At 49.4% G+C, this 19,396-nt stretch carries 13 protein-coding genes and 4 tRNA genes; 5 read left to right on the top strand and 12 right to left on the bottom strand.

Annotated features, from left to right (window positions below; all coding sequences use genetic code 11):
• Positions 1-366 precede the first annotated feature (366 nt).
• The 5 genes from ACFQ1C_RS02380 to gltX form a co-directional block, all read right to left on the bottom strand.
• A tRNA-Ala gene (locus tag ACFQ1C_RS02380) sits at positions 367-442 on the bottom strand.
• A 19-nt stretch (positions 443-461) separates the two neighbouring features.
• A tRNA-Ala gene (locus tag ACFQ1C_RS02375) sits at positions 462-537 on the bottom strand.
• Positions 538-587: 50 nt separating this feature from the next.
• A tRNA-Ala gene (locus ACFQ1C_RS02370) sits at positions 588-663 on the bottom strand.
• Positions 664-709: 46 nt separating this feature from the next.
• Positions 710-785 (bottom strand) — tRNA-Ala (locus ACFQ1C_RS02365).
• 458 nt (positions 786-1,243) lie between these two features.
• Entirely contained in the window at positions 1,244-2,656 is a 1,413-nt protein-coding gene (gltX, locus tag ACFQ1C_RS02360) for a glutamate--tRNA ligase (protein ID WP_379556924.1), read from the bottom strand.
• Positions 2,657-2,978: 322 nt separating this feature from the next.
• On the opposite strand from gltX, the gene ACFQ1C_RS02355 reads away from it, so the two are divergent.
• Positions 2,979-3,506, top strand: a complete 528-nt coding sequence (locus tag ACFQ1C_RS02355) for a LysM-like peptidoglycan-binding domain-containing protein (RefSeq protein ID WP_379556923.1) — start codon at positions 2,979-2,981, stop codon at positions 3,504-3,506.
• 110 nt (positions 3,507-3,616) lie between these two features.
• On the opposite strand, the gene ACFQ1C_RS02350 is transcribed toward ACFQ1C_RS02355, so the two are convergent.
• The 7 genes from ACFQ1C_RS02350 to ACFQ1C_RS02320 all read right to left on the bottom strand — a co-directional run bounded on the left by ACFQ1C_RS02350 (position 3,617) and on the right by ACFQ1C_RS02320 (position 14,624).
• Positions 3,617-5,488 carry a HAMP domain-containing methyl-accepting chemotaxis protein gene (locus ACFQ1C_RS02350; protein ID WP_379556922.1) on the bottom strand — a complete coding sequence of 624 codons (1,872 nt, stop codon included), beginning with the start codon at positions 5,486-5,488 and terminating at the stop codon, positions 3,617-3,619.
• Between the two features lie 212 nt (positions 5,489-5,700).
• The gene (gene lpdA / locus ACFQ1C_RS02345) at positions 5,701-7,131 is read right to left on the bottom strand and encodes a dihydrolipoyl dehydrogenase (protein WP_379556921.1); all 1,431 of its coding nucleotides are present in this window, start codon (positions 7,129-7,131) and stop codon (positions 5,701-5,703) included.
• Positions 7,132-7,281: 150 nt separating this feature from the next.
• Complete coding sequence (gene aceF, locus ACFQ1C_RS02340; protein WP_379556920.1) at positions 7,282-9,183, bottom strand: pyruvate dehydrogenase complex dihydrolipoyllysine-residue acetyltransferase; 1,902 nt, start codon at positions 9,181-9,183, stop codon at positions 7,282-7,284.
• Between the two features lie 10 nt (positions 9,184-9,193).
• Positions 9,194-11,854: a pyruvate dehydrogenase (acetyl-transferring), homodimeric type gene (gene aceE / locus ACFQ1C_RS02335; RefSeq protein WP_379556919.1), complete on the bottom strand. Its 2,661-nt coding sequence runs from the start codon at positions 11,852-11,854 to the stop codon at positions 9,194-9,196.
• 60 nt (positions 11,855-11,914) lie between these two features.
• Positions 11,915-12,676, bottom strand: a complete 762-nt coding sequence (gene pdhR, locus ACFQ1C_RS02330) for a pyruvate dehydrogenase complex transcriptional repressor PdhR (protein WP_379556918.1) — start codon at positions 12,674-12,676, stop codon at positions 11,915-11,917.
• Between the two features lie 242 nt (positions 12,677-12,918).
• Positions 12,919-13,761, bottom strand: a complete 843-nt coding sequence (gene nadC, locus ACFQ1C_RS02325) for a carboxylating nicotinate-nucleotide diphosphorylase (protein WP_379556928.1) — start codon at positions 13,759-13,761, stop codon at positions 12,919-12,921.
• A 329-nt stretch (positions 13,762-14,090) separates the two neighbouring features.
• Entirely contained in the window at positions 14,091-14,624 is a 534-nt protein-coding gene (locus ACFQ1C_RS02320; protein WP_379556917.1) for a retropepsin-like aspartic protease family protein, read from the bottom strand.
• Between the two features lie 225 nt (positions 14,625-14,849).
• Between ACFQ1C_RS02320 and ampD the strand changes: the two genes are divergently transcribed.
• The 4 genes from ampD (at position 14,850) to ACFQ1C_RS02300 (ending at position 19,384) form a co-directional block, all read left to right on the top strand.
• Positions 14,850-15,410 (top strand): 1,6-anhydro-N-acetylmuramyl-L-alanine amidase AmpD, encoded by a 561-nt coding sequence (gene ampD / locus ACFQ1C_RS02315; protein WP_379556916.1) that lies wholly within the window; start codon positions 14,850-14,852, stop codon positions 15,408-15,410.
• 452 nt (positions 15,411-15,862) lie between these two features.
• Positions 15,863-16,288 (top strand): pilin, encoded by a 426-nt coding sequence (locus ACFQ1C_RS02310; protein ID WP_379556915.1) that lies wholly within the window; start codon positions 15,863-15,865, stop codon positions 16,286-16,288.
• A gap of 3 nt (positions 16,289-16,291) precedes the next feature.
• Positions 16,292-18,001: a type IV-A pilus assembly ATPase PilB gene (gene pilB / locus ACFQ1C_RS02305; protein WP_379556914.1), complete on the top strand. Its 1,710-nt coding sequence runs from the start codon at positions 16,292-16,294 to the stop codon at positions 17,999-18,001.
• 168 nt (positions 18,002-18,169) lie between these two features.
• A complete protein-coding gene (locus tag ACFQ1C_RS02300; protein ID WP_379556913.1) occupies positions 18,170-19,384 on the top strand; it encodes a type II secretion system F family protein in 1,215 nt (404 codons plus the stop codon).
• The last annotated feature ends 12 nt before the right edge of the window (positions 19,385-19,396 follow it).

The raw sequence follows: 19,396 nt of genomic DNA, 5'->3' as shown, positions 1-19,396 counted from the left end.
CTTTTGATTCGACATTATTGTTCAGTGAAGAGCATATAAAATCTTGACGTCCAACAGAGTATCTACGCTCGGGGTGGGTTGGTATTTACCATTTTTTTGTGCTTTTACTTGGATAAATATTAGCTCTTAAAAGCTGATCTGTGTGCCTCTAACGCTCAACTTCAAAACAGATCACATACTTACTTAGATTGGTATTACCATCAAGTTCCCTTTCAGATCTGATCACTATTTTTCCGCGTTCTTCCGTGGGTTCCGTTGCAGATGAGTCCTTAGATTTGGGGCTTGGTTTATCCTTTATCCTCAGCACATTAAACGCAAAAAAGCCGCTGCAAATATGCAGCGGCTTTTTTAATTTCCACAAATAAGTGGTGGAGCTACGCGGGATCGAACCGCGGACCTCTTGCATGCCATGCAAGCGCTCTCCCAGCTGAGCTATAGCCCCGAAATTGGGTAATATGTTTTGGTGGAGCTACGCGGGATCGAACCGCGGACCTCTTGCATGCCATGCAAGCGCTCTCCCAGCTGAGCTATAGCCCCAAAACATATGATGTTGCTGGTATTAATTACTACTTAAGTAAAATGCCATTTGGTGGAGCTACGCGGGATCGAACCGCGGACCTCTTGCATGCCATGCAAGCGCTCTCCCAGCTGAGCTATAGCCCCATTTGGCAAATACTACTTTTACTTTATTACTGCTACATGCGATAAGTGGTGGAGCTACGCGGGATCGAACCGCGGACCTCTTGCATGCCATGCAAGCGCTCTCCCAGCTGAGCTATAGCCCCGCTTATCACCCTCTTGAGTCTAAGACTGTTGAGGCGATGCGCATGATAGGCAGTCGAATTCTTCCTGTCAACCAAAAACTAACAAAAACGCCCCAACTAGTTATTTTTTAAGCACCTTGCCGAGATTAACACCGATTTAAGCCGCAAACCCGAGCTTGAAGCTTGAGCCCCTTGTAGTCCGACGCTTTAGCTGCCGGTCCTGTGGAGCAGGATGGTTTAGGGCTCCCGCTGAGACGGGACTGCAGCTAAAGCGCAGACTATAGAAAACACCTGTTTTTATATTTAGCTCGGCGCTGCGCTTCAGCCATCGCCCTTATGGCAATAAAAAAACTGTACCGGGCTCGTCATGCCGATACTGAATCGAGTTCAGCATGACGTAGTTTCAGTACCCGCAAGACGGTAAAGACCGGTGTTGGTCTTTAACTAACCGCTTACAGCTTACGGCTTAAAGCTTTCTATTAACCCTTCGCGCGCTCTTCAATAAAGGCCAATGCCATATCGATGCGGGCCAATGTCTGCTCTTTACTCAGCAAGGCAATCACACCATCTATGCCTGGTGATTGACCAGTACCGGTAACGGCTACCCGCAGTGGCATGCCTACTTTGCCCATGCCTAATTCTAGCTCGGCCGCGGCGGCATTAATTTGCTCATGAATAGCCTCGGCTTGCCAAGTGTTCAGCTCAGCTAATTTACTACGCACCAAGGCCAGCGGCTCGGCAGCCACTGGGCGCAAGTGCTTCTTGGCCGCGTTAGCTTCAAACTCACTGAAGTCTTCAAACAAGTAACGGCTCTGCTCGGCCATTTCTTTTAACGTGTGGCAACGCTCAGCATACAGACTAACCACGTCCGCCAATGCGGGGCCATGGGCAGTATCAATGCTTTGATCTTGCATATGCCACACCAAGTACTCCGCCACTTCGGTAGCGGGTGAGGTTTTCATATAATGCTGGTTTAGCCAGAGCAACTTATCGGTGTTAAACGCCGAGGCCGACTTACCGATAGCGTCCAATGAGAACAGCTCTACCATTTCTGCTAACGAGAAAATTTCTTGGTCACCATGAGACCAGCCCAAACGCACCAGATAGTTAAGCAGCGCCTGCGGCAGATAGCCGTCGTCACGATATTGCATCACACTCACGGCACCGTGGCGCTTAGATAGCTTGGCGCCGTCATCACCCAATATCATCGATACATGGGCAAACTCAGGTACGGGTGCACCCAACGCCTGATAAATATTAATCTGACGTGGTGTGTTATTAATGTGGTCTTCACCGCGCACTACATGGGTAATTTCCATGTCCCAGTCATCGACCACTACGCAGAAGTTATAGGTAGGCGCGCCGTCGGTACGACGAATAATTAAATCGTCTAACTGATCGTTGCCAGTTTCAATGCGCCCGCGCACATGGTCATCAAAGACTACAATGCCTTCGGTAGGGTTTTTAAAACGGATCACACAAGGCGCATCTGTGGCATGTGTGTGCTCGCCGTGGCGACAGTGACCGTCGTAACGAGGCTTAACGCCAGCGGTCATTTGCTGCTCGCGTAAGCCGTCTAAGCGCTCGCGAGAGCAATAACATTTATAGGCTTTATCTTCGCTTAGCAGCTGGTCTATCAGCGAATTGTAACGGTCAAAGCGCTGGGTTTGATAATAAGGCCCCTCCTCCCAATTCAAACCCAACCACTGCATGCCTTCTAAAATGGCATCTATGGCTTCCTGAGTTGAACGCTCCAGATCGGTATCTTCAATGCGCAATACAAACTCACCTTGAAGGTGGCGAGCATAAAGCCAAGAGTATAGAGCCGTACGAGCACCACCGACATGAAGAAAGCCGGTAGGGCTAGGAGCAAACCGCGTTTTAACTGTCATTCTTTCTGCCTTAGCTGGTAAATAAAGCCTACATAAATAGAAGATAGGCTTGAAGAGAGTGAAGTACCGCCATTTTAGCACTCGCTTACAGCGGGTTAAACGCTTTGTCACCTTTTGCTGAGCAGTTGTGTTCGATAAGCGCGATCACTGCTCCAAAAGGAGCCACTCACATGACTTGTCGAGTCTACAGACCACAGATACACTGAAGGTTAGGGTCTGTTGACCTTTCGAGGTGATTTTTGGAACAGTTCAAACAATATTTAACCGCGAAAGGTCAACAAATCCCTAAAGGTGCCCATTCATGTCCAGAAGAAAAACAACAATGAAACGGAATAAACCACAATCTTTCGCCAGTAAAATTAACGCTTTAAGCTTACCTGCTCGCCAGTCCATTGGCCGTGGGCTGCAGGGATGGCAGCGTGTACCTAAAATACACAAAGCGGGATTACTACTGTTAATCCCGCTTTGGCTACTGTTGTTCACTTGGCAACCGGCCCCAAAACAGGCACCGGTACCGATGAGCGGCAGTTTGAGTTTATCGTTAGCCCCTGCCGTCACTCGTGATATTCCTGTGCCCGACGGTGGCAAGCGAATTGACCATACTCTGGCACAAGGAGAAACCCTCGCCGCGCTGTTCCGCAAATGGCAGTTACCCGGCGGCGACCTTATTGCCCTAATCCGTGCCGAGCCCTCTTATAAGCCATTAAGCAACCTGCGAGCAGGGCAAGAGCTGACTGCTGTTATCAATACCGATGGCCACCTGCATTACTTGGAAGTTAACGACAAAGGGCTGCTACTCAACGCCTTTCGCCGCATGGGGCAAGAGTTTAGTGTGGTGACAACACCGTAAATACAGTCTGCCCCGTTTACTTAATTGCAGTTAATAAAACACCGGCTTAGGCCGGTGTTTTTTGTTTGAACTGAGTGTTTTATTTTAGCTAGGCGCTTGGTGCAGTTTAGTTATGGCAAGCGGAAACGGCCAATCAAACGTTGCAGCTCACTGCCTTGGCGAGCCAGTTCAGCACTGCTAGCGGCGGTTTGCTCGGTAGCGGCGGAAGCGTGATCCGACACTTCGCGAATACTAAACACGGAGCGATTAATATCTTCTGCAACCGTACTTTGCTCTTCTGCGGCGGTGGAAATCTGACTGTTCATCTGCTGAATGTTGGAGACCGAACTGGCAATTTTATGGATTGACTCCCCCGCCTCATTGGCAATCTCCACTGTTTTAGCCGCCATAGCCGTACTTTCATTCATCATCACTACCGACTCTTGTGCCTTGCTTTGCAGGCCATGAATGAGCGTTTCAATTTCCGCAGTGGCCTTTTGAGTTCGCTGTGCCAAAGAGCGCACCTCATCAGCAACCACCGCAAAACCACGACCTTGTTCACCGGCTCGCGCCGCTTCTATGGCCGCGTTAAGTGCTAACAAATTAGTTTGCTCAGCTACGCCCTTGATGACATCGAGTATGCTGCCGATATTCATACTCTCGGCTTCAAGCTGATTAATGGTCTGTAGCGATTCTTGAATATCATCGGACAGCTTGCCTATTTGACTGATAGTTAAGGTTACTTTTTGATTACCGTCGCTAGCTTCACTGTCAGCTGTGCGAGCCGAGCCAAAAGCAGTTTCTGCATGGCGTGCGACTTCTTGTACCGTTGCGGCCATTTCGTTCATGGCGGTAGATACCTGCTCTAGCTCCATACGCTGCTGGTTAACGCCACTGCGACTTTGCTCCGAGACCGACAATAGCTCATCGGTCGAGGTCGCAATGTGGGTCGAGCTTTGGATAAGCGCACTCATAAGCTGACGCAAATTCAACGTCATATGCTGCATTTGATCCATCAGCTGACCCAGCTCATCCTTGCGCTGGTGTTTGATGTCCTGACTAAGATCGCCCTCGGCAATGCGATTAGCTTGAGACACCAGCAAGGTCAGAGGGTTGACGATACCGCGGGTGATCAACCAGGCAAACAGCACTCCCATCACCAGCGCCGCTAGAGTTACCGCGAGGATAATCAATTTGGCACTGTTGCTGTCATCATGCATGCTTGCTTGCTGCCTAGCCAGCAAGGCTTCTATACTGACATCGATAGTTTCGGCCACCGTATCGATGCGGTGCTCAATTTCCACCAGACCGTTAATCGCCGCAATAAAGTCTTCCTGCTGCTGTTGAAACTGCTTGAGCAAGTCGTATAGATCCCTGACGTCTATATCCTCGCGCATATGTAGCCGATTTTCCAACGTCGCCAGCAGGCCGCTCAGGCGGGACGATAACTGTATGGCGTCGACCTCATCCCGGCTGAGGGCAAAGTCTTTCTGGGTTAAGCGAATACCTACCAGCCGCACCAGCCAGCTCATGGCACTGGTATCATTAGCACCGAGATATTCAGCCCGTTGCTGAGCGGAAAAGCCTAGACCATTCAAGTCGAAGATCTGGCTCTGAACGTCTTCAGACAGTATGGCAACTTGCTCCAGCTCTGTCTCATAGGCCTTGGTACCAAGCAGGATCTGTGCAACTAACATTCGATCTTCGGGTTCGATCAGTGACTCTTGCAGCACTTCTGCCCGAGAGGAGGCTTTCGCCAGTATGTCTTTGGCTAAGGTCAGCTGTTCGGGATCATCATTTAATAAGTAGTCCTTCTCAAACTGACGGGCCTTGTTGAACAGCAGGTCGATAGAGCCAGCCTGCTCCAGCTTGCCAGTTCGCTCAAGCACGGAAGACAAACTGTAAAAACTAATCGCGGCAGTAGTCAAGGTCGCCAGCAACACCAGTGCAAAGCCTAGGGTCAGCTTCATCCTGACGCTCAGATAGCCTAACTTAGAGAGCATATCGTATTCCTTTACGTGGTCAGCAATGGGGGTTTTATTATTCTCACTCACCATAATCGGCCAAGCGGAAAAAAGTGAAGCATTTCATCACAAAAGGTGATCTCGAACATAAATACAATGGATAACGCCGATCAATATCTACGCACCGCGCAAACCACCAACAAAAACGCCCAGCAAAGGCTGGGCGTTTTACTAATCTATAAAGGAGAAGCTTACTTCTGCTTTTTCTTAGCTTTTGCGTTTGGCATGTCGGTAATGGAGCCTTCGAATACTTCGGCTGCCATGCCCACAGACTCATGCAGAGTCGGGTGAGCATGAATGGTCAGCGCGATATCTTCGGCGTCGGCACCCATTTCGATAGCCAAACCAATTTCGCCCAACAGCTCACCGGCGTTAGTACCAATAGTGGCACCACCCAGTACACGATGCGTGTCTTTGTCGAAAATCAGCTTGGTCATACCATAAGCTGAGTCAGAAGCGATGGCACGACCAGAGGCCGCCCATGGGAACGTGGCCACTTCAACGTTCAGGCCCTGCTCTTTAGCTTCTTTCTCGGTAACACCTACCCAGGCTACTTCTGGTTCGGTGTAGGCAATAGACGGGATCACCTTAGGATCGAAGTAGTGCTTCAAACCAGAGATAACCTCGGCGGCTACGTGACCTTCATGCACACCTTTGTGGGCCAGCATCGGTTGACCGACGATGTCACCAATGGCGTGAATGTGTGCCACGTTAGTGCGCAGTTGCTTATCAACGCGAATGAAACCACGCTCATCAACTTCAACGCCGGCTTTTTCAGCGTCCAGCAGCTTACCGTTAGGTACGCGACCAATGGCCACTAATACCGCGTCATAGACGTTGGTAATGCTCTCGCCTTTCTTGTTTTCCATGGTCACATGAATGCCGTCGTCTTTGGCATCTACTGCGGTAACCTTGGTTTCCAACATCAGGTTAAACTTGTCTTTTACCTGCTTGGTATAGATCTTGATAAGATCTTTATCGGCAGCTGGGATCACTTGGTCGAACATTTCAACCACGTCAATCTTAGAGCCCAGCGAGTAATATACGGTACCCATTTCTAGGCCGATAATACCGCCGCCCATTACCAGCAGCTTCTCAGGAACTTCTTTCAGCTCTAGTGCGCCAGTAGAATCCCAAACCCGTGGATCTTCGTGCGGAATAAACGGCAACTGAATAGGACGCGAGCCTGCTGCAATAATGGCGTTATCGAAGTTGATGGTGGTGTTGCCACCCTCGCCTTCTACAACCAAGGTGTTAGGACCGGTGAACTTGCCGTAGCCGTTCACGACCTTTACCTTACGCATTTTAGCCATGCCACCCAAACCTTGGGTAAGCTGACCTATCACTTTATCTTTGTGGCTGCGGATCTGGTCTAGATCGATGTTAGGCTCAGCAAAGGTGACGCCATGGCTGCCCATCATCTTAGCTTCTTCGATGACTTTAGCGATGTGCAATAATGCTTTAGAAGGAATACAGCCAACGTTTAGACAAACGCCGCCCAATGTTGAATAGCGCTCGACGATTACTGTTTCCAGACCCAGATCGGCGGCACGGAAAGCGGCTGAATAACCGGCAGGGCCCGAGCCCAATACCACAACCTGAGCTTTGACTTCTTGACTCATGGTGACCTCTATTATGATTTTTAGCCCCGTTCAAGCAATGGCTGCGAAAGCCTAGACTCAATACGGCCACAACAAATGAAACGAGCTAAAGTTTACTGTTCTGTAATAGAAAAGAAAGTAAAAAGGCGGGCATTTGCCCGCCTTGTCACATTAAAGAACTAAACGACGAAGGTCGCTTAACACACCACTCATCATAGTGATGAAACGAGCACCATCGGCGCCGTCAATCACACGGTGGTCATAAGACAGAGCCAGCGGCTGTATCAGACGAGGCTCGAACTCTTTGCCGTTCCAAACTGGCTTGATGCTTGACTTGGATACGCCCAAGATAGCCACTTCAGGTGCGTTCACGATAGGCGTGAACTGAGTGCCACCAATGCCGCCCAAAGACGAAATGGTGAAACAACCACCTTGCATGTCGGCACCAGTTAACTTGCCGTCACGGGCTTTCTTGGAGATTTCGCCAAGTTCAATCGCCAACTCGCGAATGCCTTTCTTGTTCACATCGCGTACTACCGGCACTACCAGACCGTTTGGCGTATCAACCGCCACACCGATGTTGATGTACTTCTTCATTATCAAAGACTGCTCGTCTTGTGACAAAGAAGAACAAAACTTAGGATAAGCTTCCAGCGCTTTGGCAGCGGCCTTCATGATAAAGATCAGCGGGGAAATCTTATAACCCAGCTTCTGCTTATCGGCGATGGCGTTTTCAGTTTTGCGGAACTCTTCCAGCTCAGTGATATCGGTTTCGTCAAACTGCGTCACGTGCGGGATTTTCACCCAGTTGCGGTGCAGGTTAGGACCCGAGATCTTCTGAATACGCGTCATTGGCACTTCTTCAATTTCACCGAACTTGGCGAAATCTACTTTTGGCCATGCCAGTACAGCCATGCCGCCGCCAGCTACTGCAACACCGGCAGGTTGACTAGCAACTTGCTTGATAATGCCTTTAACGTAGCTTTGCACGTCTTCTTTCAGAATACGGCTCTTAGGACCGGTAGCGGCAACCTTAGATAGGTCAACACCAAATTCACGGGCTAAACGGCGTACCACAGGCGTGGCATGCACATAAGCATTGTTCTCAACGAACTCAGCTTTAGCAGCCGGGGCGCTAGCCGCCGGAACCGCTTTAGGTGCAGCGGGTGCAGAGGCAGCAGCCTGAGCAGGAGCAGCAGATGCCGCAGCCTTCGGCGCTTCGCCTGCAACTTCAAATACCATGACCAAAGAACCCGTATTAACCTTGTCGCCAACGTTAATCTTGATTTCTTTAACCACACCGGCAAACGGTGACGGTACTTCCATGGACGCCTTGTCACCTTCCACAGTCAAAATAGACTGTTCGGCTTCAACGGTATCGCCCACGGCAACCATGACTTCGGTCACTTCAACCTCGTCACCGCCAATGTCCGGCACGTTCACATCTTTGGCTTGTGGTGCGGCTGGTGCTGCCGGAGCAGCAGTAGACGCGGCCGCAGCAGGGGCAGCAGCGGGAGCAGGAGCCAAGGCGCCTGCAACTTCGAAGACCATGATCTGTGAGCCAGTTTTAACCTTGTCGCCAACGGCCACTAAGATTTCAACAATTTTACCTGCCGAAGGTGACGGGATTTCCATAGAAGCCTTGTCGCCTTCTACGCCAATCAGCGTCTGCTCTTCAGTGACGGTGTCGCCAACGGCCACGTTGATTTCGGTAACTTCAACTTCGTCATCACCAATATCAGGCACGGCTACTTCTTTACGCGCTGCAGTAGCAGGTGCGGCAGCAGCGGCTGGCGCTTCTGTTGCTGGTGCTTGCTCAGATGGGGCGGCAGTGCCGCCCTCTTCTGCTTCGAATACCATGATCAAAGACCCGGTATTGATGGCGTCGCCAATAGCAACTTTAATTTCTTTAACCACACCCGCGCTTGGGGCAGGTATTTCCATGGAGGCTTTATCACCTTCCACGGTGAGCAGTGACTGTTCTAGCTCAACACGGTCGCCAACGGCCACCATGATCTCGGTCACTTCTACCTCGTCTGCGCCGATATCTGGCACCAGAATATCTTTAGACATGTATTACCCCTTATGCGTACAGCGGGTTGATCTTATCAGCGTCGATACCGTATTTCGTAATGGCATCAGCTACTACTTGCTTGTCTAGCGTACCTTGCTTGGCCAGCTCAGTTAGTGCAGCAAGCACGATGTAGTGCTTGTTGACTTCGAAGTGGCGACGCAGGTTTTCACGGCTGTCTGAACGACCGAAACCATCAGTGCCCAACACCTTGTAGCTTACTGAAGGCATGAAGGCGCGCACTTGTTCGGCGTAGTTCTTCATGTAGTCAGTGGCAGCAATAGCAGGCTCAGTACCCATCACTTGTGCGATATAAGGTACGCGTGCTTCTTCGGTTGGGTGCAGCATGTTCCAGCGTTCACAGTCCTGACCGTCACGGGTCAGTTCGTTAAACGAAGGTACACTGAATATGTCGGAACCAATGCCGTATTCTTCAGTCAGAATCGCTGCGGCTTCACGCACATCGTTTAAGATAGTGCCTGAACCCATCAACTGAACCTTGCCTTTGTTACCGGCAACGGTGTCCAGCTTGTAGATACCCTTACGGATACCTTCTTCAGCGCCTTCTGGCATCGCTGGCTGATGGTAGTTTTCGTTCAGCGTAGTGATATAGTAGTAGATGTTTTCTGGGTTTTCGCCATACATGCGACGCAGACCATCCTGTACGATAACCGCTACTTCGTATACATACGTTGGATCGTAAGTTACGCAGTTCGGGATCACACTGGCCTGAACGTGGCTGTGGCCATCTTCGTGCTGCAGACCTTCACCGTTCAAGGTAGTACGACCGGAAGTTCCGCCAATCATGAAACCACGAGCCTGTTGATCGCCGGCCAACCAGCACAAATCGCCCACACGCTGGAAACCAAACATCGAGTAGTAGATGTAGAACGGGATCATCGGGAAGTCGTTGGTGCTGTAAGAGGTAGCAGCGGCTAACCATGAAGACGTTGCCCCCAGCTCGTTGATACCTTCTTGCAGTACCTGGCCTTTGATGTCTTCTTTATAGTAAGCAACTTGCTCACGGTCTTGCGGGGTATATTGCTGACCGTTCGGGCTGTAAATACCGATTTGACGGAACAGACCTTCCATACCAAAGGTACGAGCTTCATCGGCCAAGATAGGCACGATGCGCTCACCAATGGACTTGTTCTTGAGCATGATGTTTAAGGCACGTACAAACGCCATTGTGGTAGAAACTTCACGCTTTTGCTCGCCCAGCAATGACTCAAACTCAGACAACTCAGGAATTTGCAGCTGTTGTGTTGATTGCTTTAGACGTTGTGGCAAGTAGCCTTTCAGCGCCTTACGACGGGCATGCAGGTACTCGTGTTCGCGAGTGCCTTCTTTGATCTCGATGTACGGCAGATCGGTGATGTCTTCGTCGCTTACTTCCAGATTGAAACGGTCACGGAAGTGCTTAACGGACGTCATGTCCATGTTCTTAACCTGGTGGGCAATGTTCTTGCCTTCAGCCGCGTCGCCCATGCCGTAACCTTTAACGGTTTTGGCCAGAATAACGGTCGGCTTGCCTTTAGTCTCGGCAGCATTTTTGTACGCAGCGTACATTTTAGCTGGATCGTGACCACCACGGTTCAGGGCAAAAATTTCTTCGTCAGACATATCCTTGACCAACTCTAGGGTCTCAGGATATTTGCCAAAGAAGTGCTCACGTACATAAGCGCCGTCTTTAGACTTAAAGGTCTGATAGTCACCGTCAACGGTTTCGTTCATTAACTGAACCAGCTTGCCGCTCTTATCTTTAGCGATCAGCTCGTCCCAACGACGACCCCAGATAACTTTAATCACGTTCCAGCCAGCACCGTTAAAGATACCGTCTAGTTCGTTGATGATCTTACCGTTACCAATTACAGGGCCGTCTAGGCGCTGTAGGTTACAGTTGATGATGAAGCACAGGTTGTCCAGCTTTTCGCGAGCCGCGATGGTGATAACACCTTTGGATTCTGGCTCATCCATTTCGCCGTCGCCTAGGTAGGCGTATACGCGCTGCTCAGAGCAGTCTTTCAGGCCACGGTTCGTTAGATACTTCTGGAAACGAGCTTGATAAATGGCGTTTAGTGGACCCAGACCCATAGATACGGTTGGGAACTGCCAGAAGTCAGGCATCAGCTTAGGATGCGGGTAAGAAGGAATACCTTTGCCGTCTACTTCTTGACGGAACATATCCAACTGAGCAGCAGTTAAACGGCCTTCAACAAACGCACGAGCGTAGATGCCGGGCGAGATATGACCTTGGAAGAACACCAAGTCGCCGGTGTCTTTTTCGTTAGGCGCGCGGTAGAAGTGGTTAAAGCCCACTTCATACATAGTGGCACTGGACGAGTAAGAAGCCATGTGGCCGCCTAGATCCAGATCTTTTCTAGAAGCGCGCAGTACGATCATCACTGAGTTCCAGCGGATAATAGCGCGGATACGACGTTCCAGATCCCAGTTGCCCGGGTACTCAGTCTCGTCCGCAGACTTAATGCTGTTTACGTAGTCTGAGTGGGCATTTCTGGCCACAGCAACACCGGATTTAATGGCTTTCGTGGTGAGACGCTCATAAATATACTGTGCGCGCTCAGGTCCTTCTTGACGGATCAACGACTCAAGAGAATCTAACCACTCTTGAGTTTCTATTGAATCCACATCGTTGTTCAGGATATCAGACATGGCTGTTTCCTATCTCGTTTGGGGCACCTGCCCATGGGTTCATCATTGCCGAAGGCATTGTTATTCCTGCTGTTTATTACGGCGTAATGAACGTTGAATACGACTTTCTTCACGCTGAATATCGAGCAGAGTTTCTTCTATAAAGGCCAAGTGCTCGTGACAAGCATCCCTGGCCTGTTCCGGCTCGCGTGACAGTATGCATTGGATCAAATTGGCGCGATGCACCCGAATCTTCTCCACCATACCGGCGCGCCGGTTTAAAATTTTGATATTGCGCAAAATACTCGATTCTAGCATCGGCTGAATGGCTCGCAACAAGTGTAGTAACACCACATTGTGGGCCGCTGCGGCGACCGCGATATAAAACTCGGCGGCGGCTTTAGCTTCAGCAGGCAAATCGCCCAGCTCTTGAGCTTGAACGATGGCCTGTTGCGCGTCGCGGATGGTATCGAAGTCAGCTTCGTTGCCGCGCATGGCGGCGTAAAATGCGGAGATACCTTCCATGGTATGGCGAAACTCCAGCAAGTCATATTGCGACTCGGGATGTTCTGCCAGCAGCTGAAATAACGGGTCAGCCAACCCTTTGGTCAAGGCATTTTGCACATAAGTGCCACCACCCTGGCGCCGAGAGACCAATCCTCTTGCTTCCAGCAATTGAATCGCTTCTCGAACCGAAGGTCGAGATACGGCGTATTGTTCAGCCAGCTCACGCTCCGGCAACAGACGTTGACCGGGTTGTAAGCTGCCTTCCATTATCATCTGCTCAATTTTGGCAGCTATGGTATCGGCAAGTTTAGGCTGCTTGATGCGCTGATTCGACATGTAATTCGCTTGTATATTGGTAAGACCAATTGACACTGTAAAAAAAAGGTATCAGTTCGTGGATTAAATGTCCAATAATTTAATATAGATTGCACACAATAGCCGAAAAATTAACCTCGAGCTACATGCCGAAAACAAAGCTATTAGCGGTAAGTTTTCAGTTAAGTCCAATACCGCGCCCTAGCTTGGGCGCTATTGTTATCTGTAGCTGATCGCTTAAAGCTGACGGCTTACAGCTTCTTTCACCCTTCGACTCGCAGTGAGAGATCTAATGCTTGAATGTGTTTGGTGAGCGCCCCTACCGAAATAAAGTCGACGCCGGTGGCGGCGTAAGCAGCGATGGTGTCTAGGGTCACGTTGCCGGACACTTCTAACAACGCAGCTCCTGCACTAATGGCCACGGCAGTGCGCATGTCGTCGGTGGTAAAGTTGTCGATCATAATGATATCGGCACCGGCCTTCAGCGCCAGTGCAAGTTCAGCTAGCGACTCCACTTCTACTTCCACCGACTTTTCTGGCTGTAGGCGACGAGCTTCAGCCACTGCCTTGTCGATGCCACCGCAGGCAAAAATGTGATTCTCTTTAATCAAATAGGCGTCATACAGCCCCATACGATGATTATGGCCACCGCCACAGGTAACGGCATACTTTAGGGCTTGGCGTAAACCTGGCACGGTTTTACGGGTATCCAACAAACGACATTGTGTGCCAACTAACTGCTTAACATAACGCTGAGTAACACTGGCTACGGCCGACAGTGTTTGAATAAAATTCAGGGCTGTACGTTCGCCGGTCATAATGGCTCGAGCCGGCCCAGTTAGCGTTAATAAACGTTGATTGGCGACAATGGCGTCGCCATCTGCCGCATGCCATTCAAGGGTCACCTCACCACCTAATTGCAAGAAGGTTTCTTCTGCAAAGGCACGTCCACAAAAAATACCGTCTTCTCGGGTAATCAAATGAGCGACCACCTGTTGTTGTTCTGGTAACAACTGCGCCGTAATATCCCGAGCAGGGTCTAAGGTTCCACCCAAGTCTTCGCTAAGGGCTGCGGTTACATTAAAACGGATTTCTTGATCCAGCATAGCATTCAGCATTTTATTCAGCCTGTTATTCAACTGTTTATGGTTAGCCCCCTTCGGGGAGCCGTCAGCTATAAGCTATAAGCTATAAGCCAAAGATAAATACCACTTTTGCAACGACTCTTTGCTACAGGAAGCGCGAAAAAATTTAGATGAGAAAATTCGTACAGAGCCAAAATATCTAATTGTTAAGAACCAGCCTTAATGAGCTATGTCTTCGCTGTTACGAATAAAATGATTTTCAGACTTGCTCTCTATTTTTCCGCGTTCTTCCGCGTCTTCCGTTGCAAAAATAGGTTTTGACCTGTTTTTTAACGTAAAATGTGCGGTGTTTAGCGCCTGATAGTCATCTTGCTGCCCCGCTGCGTCAGTTCAAATTGGCGCAAGACATTCATGCCTAATAATATTTCATTGCTGTCGGCGGGCATGATCACCGCGTCAAGATCGTACAAGGTGAACGGCCCCAAAGACAGGTTTTTTACCCGAGTCCGATAGCCGGTTACCGTTCCTGCCGCCGTATTCAGGCTAATCTGTTGGCCCGTCACTAAATCTAACTCATCCACTAGCCCCTCAGGAATCGCCACCAAAGAAGCACCGGTGTCTAGCAAAAACACCACCGGCTTACTGTTGATCTCGCCACTGGCCACATAATGCCCCTGCCTGTTTTGCTTAAGCACTATGGTTTGTGTACTAGGGGCTTGTGTGCCAGATGTCTGCACATCTAGCGTTTGCACTTGCTGATTGGGGTTATAGTCTTGCGCCTGCTTTTGCAAAAAATACCAAGTCAATAGTGCTAGCGCCAGCCCCCAAGCCAATAGCCACATAACTAGGCCTAACCGGCGCTGCACCTTAGCGTCATCACTCATGCTACTTCTCCCAATGATGCAAAATAGCGTGATATGCCGCTATAAGCTTTACGCCGTACGTTAAGTCAACTGACAGAGAACAAACATAGATCCGCGCGCTATATTCATCTTTAACTTACAGCGAATCGCGCACGGCGTAAGGCTTACCACTCGCCTACTTATGCTTGATCATTTGGCATTAAGGCTTTTAGTATACCGTCAAGCTTCTCTTTTATATGTACCAATATGACTCCATCTCTAGCTATACCGCTCACTATCAACGTCGACAGCTGGTTGATCCCTGCTCGCTATTGTCCTTCTCCTCATTTTGATACGCGTCCGCAAGGCGAAGTGTCATTGTTAGTGGTGCACAGCATTAGCCTGCCACCGGCACGCTACGGCGGTCCTTATATCGACCAGCTATTTTTGGGCACGTTAAACCCTGATGAAGATCCCTACTTTGCCGAGATTCATCAATTGCGCGTATCAGCTCATTGTTTGATCCGCCGCGACGGCGAAATAGTGCAGTATGTACCTTTTAATCAGCGTGCTTGGCATGCGGGCCAATCGAGCTTTAATGGCCGAGAGCGCTGCAATGATTTTGCCATTGGCATCGAGCTAGAAGGCACCGACACCGACACTTTCACCGATGCACAATATCAGCAGCTAACTAAGATCACCCAGTTATTGCAAGCGAGATTTCCTGCCATTACCACCGAACACATCGTCGGCCACAGCGATATAGCCCCGGGGCGAAAAACCGACCCAGGCATCGGATTTGATTGGGGTTTTCTTAAACAGCTCTAAGTCGCCAGCGGTCAGCCACAGAAAGTGCACAACCCCTAAAAATAAAAAATAGCCGTACGCTTTACGCCACTCGCTGTAAGCCAAGAAAGAATACCTGTATTTGTTTTAACTTACGGCCTACAGCGTCAGGTTATAGCGATGCTTTAAGTCGTCTTCTTGACTCAGGTTAGGATCTCGCCTTAGTTGCTGGAGTCGCTGGGGCGCTAATTCCCCCCGCCACTCCTTACCCCTTACAATGATTTTTGCCGATCTTCTCGCAATAAAGAGTCGTTGCAGAAATCGCTTTAGCTCTGGTTTGGTTTAAATCTCGCCCTCCTCACACTTTACCCTGCACGCCTCACGGAGGTTAGCTCATTTATTCGCCACTTTTGCTATTCATTGCTATATTTTAATACAAGAAAAACATCGTAATTGTGCCTGCCCACTCTGCTTTATCAGTCAAGGATGGCCTTATGAATCAACATGAAGCTAACCGCTCTGGTAGCGGCTTTACCCTTATTGAATTGATGATAGTTGTTGCCATCGTTGCCATTCTGGCCACTGTGGCTTTACCTACCTACCAAACCTACGCCAAGCGCGCCAAATTTACGGAAGTGATCGCCGCCACCGGCCCTATTAAAACAGCCATTGAAATTTGCATGCAAACGGGAGGAGCAGACTGCAAAGCTGCGGGTGAGCATGTGATTCCTGGAACACTCGATGGCTTGGTAACTAGCATAGGAGTGGCAGCAAACGATGTAGCAGATGGCCCTTGGACCATAACCGCAACAGGCACTGATGTTGTAGATAGTAAAACCTTCACATTAAAGGGCACAGCCGAACACGGCCGCGTGACTTGGCTATCCAACGGCACTTGCGTTGCAGCTGGCTTGTGTTGAGTTATGTCCAATACCCCTCAACATACCGGACTGGCAGGAAGCCTATTACAGTCGTCACTTATTGACTCACAGCAGCTAGAGCTGGCGATCACCCAAGCCCGTCAAGAAGGTAAACCACTAAGCAGTATATTAGTGGAGCAGCAGTTACTCTCGAGCCAACAGCTGGCTCAATTTTGCACACAGCAATATGGCTTGGCGCTGTTTGATTTGAATACAGTAACCATAGAGTCATTACCTCCCAAATATCTGAACATGGACTTGATTGAACGCCACCACGCGTTACCGATACTCATACAAAATAATATTTTATATCTGGCCATGGCCGATCCGACCAACATGGCAGCACTAGAAGATTTTAGCTTTCGCTTCAATTTAGTCACCGATGCGCAATTAGTTGAAGAATCCCAGCTTTCACAATTACTCAACCGCCTGCAACAAGGTGGGGCCACTAGCTTGCTCGACCTTGAACAAGTGGAAGCAGATGATATCAATAACAGCCTAGAGCTAACTGATGACTTAGCCGCCGACATACACATGAGTAGCCAAGAGGATGATGCTCCTATCGTGCGCTACATCTATAAAATAATGCTAGAGGCGGTGCGTCGCTTAGCTTCCGATGTTCACTTTGAGCCTTATGAGCGCTTTTATCGTATTCGCTTTCGAATTGATGGCATGCTGCACGACATTGCCTCACCGCACATTAACTTAGCTAATCGCTTTGCAGCGAGGCTTAAGGTAATGGCTCGACTTGATATCGCCGAACGTCGGTTGCCACAAGATGGCCGTATTAAACTGCAATTAACCCACCACAAATCAATAGATATGCGAGTGAGCAGCTTGCCCACGCAGTCCGGAGAGAAAATAGTACTGCGCTTGCTCGATAGCTCGGCCATTAAGCTAGACATTAACCAACTAGGTTACGACGAACAGCAAAAGCAGTTTTACTTAACTGCACTCAGTCAGTCACAGGGCATGATCTTAGTCACTGGCCCTACAGGATCAGGCAAGACGGTATCGCTATATACCGGTTTAAGCATCCTTAATACGGTAAGTGCCAATATATCTACTGCCGAAGATCCAGTAGAAATTATTATGCCGGGTATTAATCAGGTACAAATTAATCCTAAAGCAGGACTGAGTTTTGCCTATGCGCTACGGGCTTTCTTACGTCAAGATCCCGACATTATAATGGTGGGGGAAATTCGTGACTTAGAAACTGCCGAAATTGCAGTTAAAGCCGCACAAACAGGACACCTGGTACTCTCTACTTTGCATACCAACTCTGCCGCAGAGACATTAACTCGACTGAGCAATATGGGGCTGGCCGCTTATAACATTGCCTCGTCGGTGAGTTTGATTATTGCCCAACGATTAGCACGCAAGCTGTGCCCTCACTGCAAGACTGCAGAGTCATTAACTGCTCAACAACTGTTGTCGCTCGGCATGACTCAAGTGGATGACAATACTCCACTTTACAAAGCCGTCGGCTGCGCCCTATGCACCGATGGCTATAAAGGCCGTACTGGCATTTATGAAGTGCTACCCATGAATAAAGCCTTGGCGGATCTTATTATGAGCGGTGCCGACTCATTAACGTTGGCCCGCGCTGCAGAAAACGCCGGCATGCTATCCCTAAGGCAGGCAGCATTAAACAAAGTACAGCTTGGAATTATCAGCCTAGCGGAAGCAAATCGCGTAACGACTGACAAGTAGCACAAAGCTTTACGCTATAAGCCGTATGCTGTCCGTTAAAGGCGAATACCAAACCCACGAAACAAAGCTTTACGCCGTAAGCCATACGCCATCCGACAAAGAACAACACCGAGTTTATCGCAAAAAAGAGCATACGGCGTGTAGCGTAAGAAGTGATGGAGGGTGAAGATGGAGGGCAAGTATCATACCTATCACTGGCAGGGTATTAATAAGCAGGGCCAAAAGGTTAGCGGTTCGGCACAAGAGGCCAGCTTGGTAGCGGTTAAATATCAGCTCCAGCGCCAAGGTATCAACACCACCAAAGTGCGGCGCAAGCGAAAAAGCTTACTCACGCATTATCGTAACCGAATAACCCCAACAGACATCGCAATTATTAGTCGCCAAGTTGCCACCATGCTCGGCGCTGGCGTTCCTCTAGTGCAAAGTCTGCACCTAATTGCGCGCGCTACGCAAAAAAGCTCGGTGCACCAACTGATGACCAGCCTCGCCCTAGACGTAGAAAATGGCACGCCGCTGTCGATCGCACTCAAAAAATATCCTCAGCAATTTAGTGAGCTTTATTGCGACTTGGTGCAATCAGGGGAACAAACAGGGGCGCTAGATCATATTTTTGACCAGATAGCGGTGTACCGTGAAAAAGCCGAAAGGCTCAAATCGAAAATTAAAAAGGCGCTGTTTTATCCCACCATGGTGCTAGTGATTGCCGGCATTGTTACCGCCATTTTGCTGCTATTCGTGATCCCGCAATTTGAAGAAGTGTTTAATAGCTTTGGCGCACCTTTACCTTTATTCACCCAATGGGTCATCGCCTTGTCTCGCGGACTGCAAAACAGTTGGTTAAGCATACTGATAGGCATTGTTTTAACCTTGTTTATTTATAGCCGCATTTGGCACTCATCACCCCGAGTACGCCACGTAAGCGATCGCGTTTTGTTAAGCTTGCCCATTGTAGGCTCCATTTTACGCAAAGCGGCCTTAACGGGGTTCGCTCGCACCTTGGCCACCACCTTTGCGGCGGGCATTCCGTTGGTAGACGGTCTTACCTCTGCCGCAGGTGCCTGCGGCAATCGTATTTATCGCCAAGCCGTACTGCAAGTTCGCGCCAACGTTATTATCGGCTTACCTATGAATACGGCATTGCGAGCAACGCAGTTGTTTCCTGACATGGTAGTGCAAATGGTCACCATAGGTGAAGAAACCGGTGCCATCGACAGCATGATGGACAAAGTGGCTAGCATTTATGAGCGTGAAGTCGATGACGCCATAGAAGGACTCACCAGCTTAATTGAGCCACTGATGATGCTTATACTGGGTATTTTAGTTGGCGCCTTGGTGATAGCCATGTATCTTCCCATCTTTGATTTGGGTAATGTGATCCGCTAAAAAAACATAATA

The sequence above is a fragment of the Oceanisphaera ostreae genome (genome assembly GCF_042676125.1).
GTDB classification, from domain to species: Bacteria; Pseudomonadota; Gammaproteobacteria; order Enterobacterales; family Aeromonadaceae; genus Oceanimonas; species Oceanimonas ostreae.
This window is presented reverse-complemented; position numbering and strand designations above follow the sequence as displayed.

Coding starts and splice junctions, on each gene's coding strand:
- gltX (WP_379556924.1), bottom strand. CDS start 2,656: ATGACAGTTAAAACGCGGTTTGCTCCTAGCCCTACCGGCTTTCTTCAT.
- ACFQ1C_RS02355 (WP_379556923.1), top strand. CDS start 2,979: ATGAAACGGAATAAACCACAATCTTTCGCCAGTAAAATTAACGCTTTA.
- ACFQ1C_RS02350 (WP_379556922.1), bottom strand. CDS start 5,488: ATGCTCTCTAAGTTAGGCTATCTGAGCGTCAGGATGAAGCTGACCCTA.
- lpdA (WP_379556921.1), bottom strand. CDS start 7,131: ATGAGTCAAGAAGTCAAAGCTCAGGTTGTGGTATTGGGCTCGGGCCCT.
- aceF (WP_379556920.1), bottom strand. CDS start 9,183: ATGTCTAAAGATATTCTGGTGCCAGATATCGGCGCAGACGAGGTAGAA.
- aceE (WP_379556919.1), bottom strand. CDS start 11,854: ATGTCTGATATCCTGAACAACGATGTGGATTCAATAGAAACTCAAGAG.
- pdhR (WP_379556918.1), bottom strand. CDS start 12,676: ATGTCGAATCAGCGCATCAAGCAGCCTAAACTTGCCGATACCATAGCT.
- nadC (WP_379556928.1), bottom strand. CDS start 13,761: ATGCTGGATCAAGAAATCCGTTTTAATGTAACCGCAGCCCTTAGCGAA.
- ACFQ1C_RS02320 (WP_379556917.1), bottom strand. CDS start 14,624: ATGAGTGATGACGCTAAGGTGCAGCGCCGGTTAGGCCTAGTTATGTGG.
- ampD (WP_379556916.1), top strand. CDS start 14,850: ATGACTCCATCTCTAGCTATACCGCTCACTATCAACGTCGACAGCTGG.
- ACFQ1C_RS02310 (WP_379556915.1), top strand. CDS start 15,863: ATGAATCAACATGAAGCTAACCGCTCTGGTAGCGGCTTTACCCTTATT.
- pilB (WP_379556914.1), top strand. CDS start 16,292: ATGTCCAATACCCCTCAACATACCGGACTGGCAGGAAGCCTATTACAG.
- ACFQ1C_RS02300 (WP_379556913.1), top strand. CDS start 18,170: ATGGAGGGCAAGTATCATACCTATCACTGGCAGGGTATTAATAAGCAG.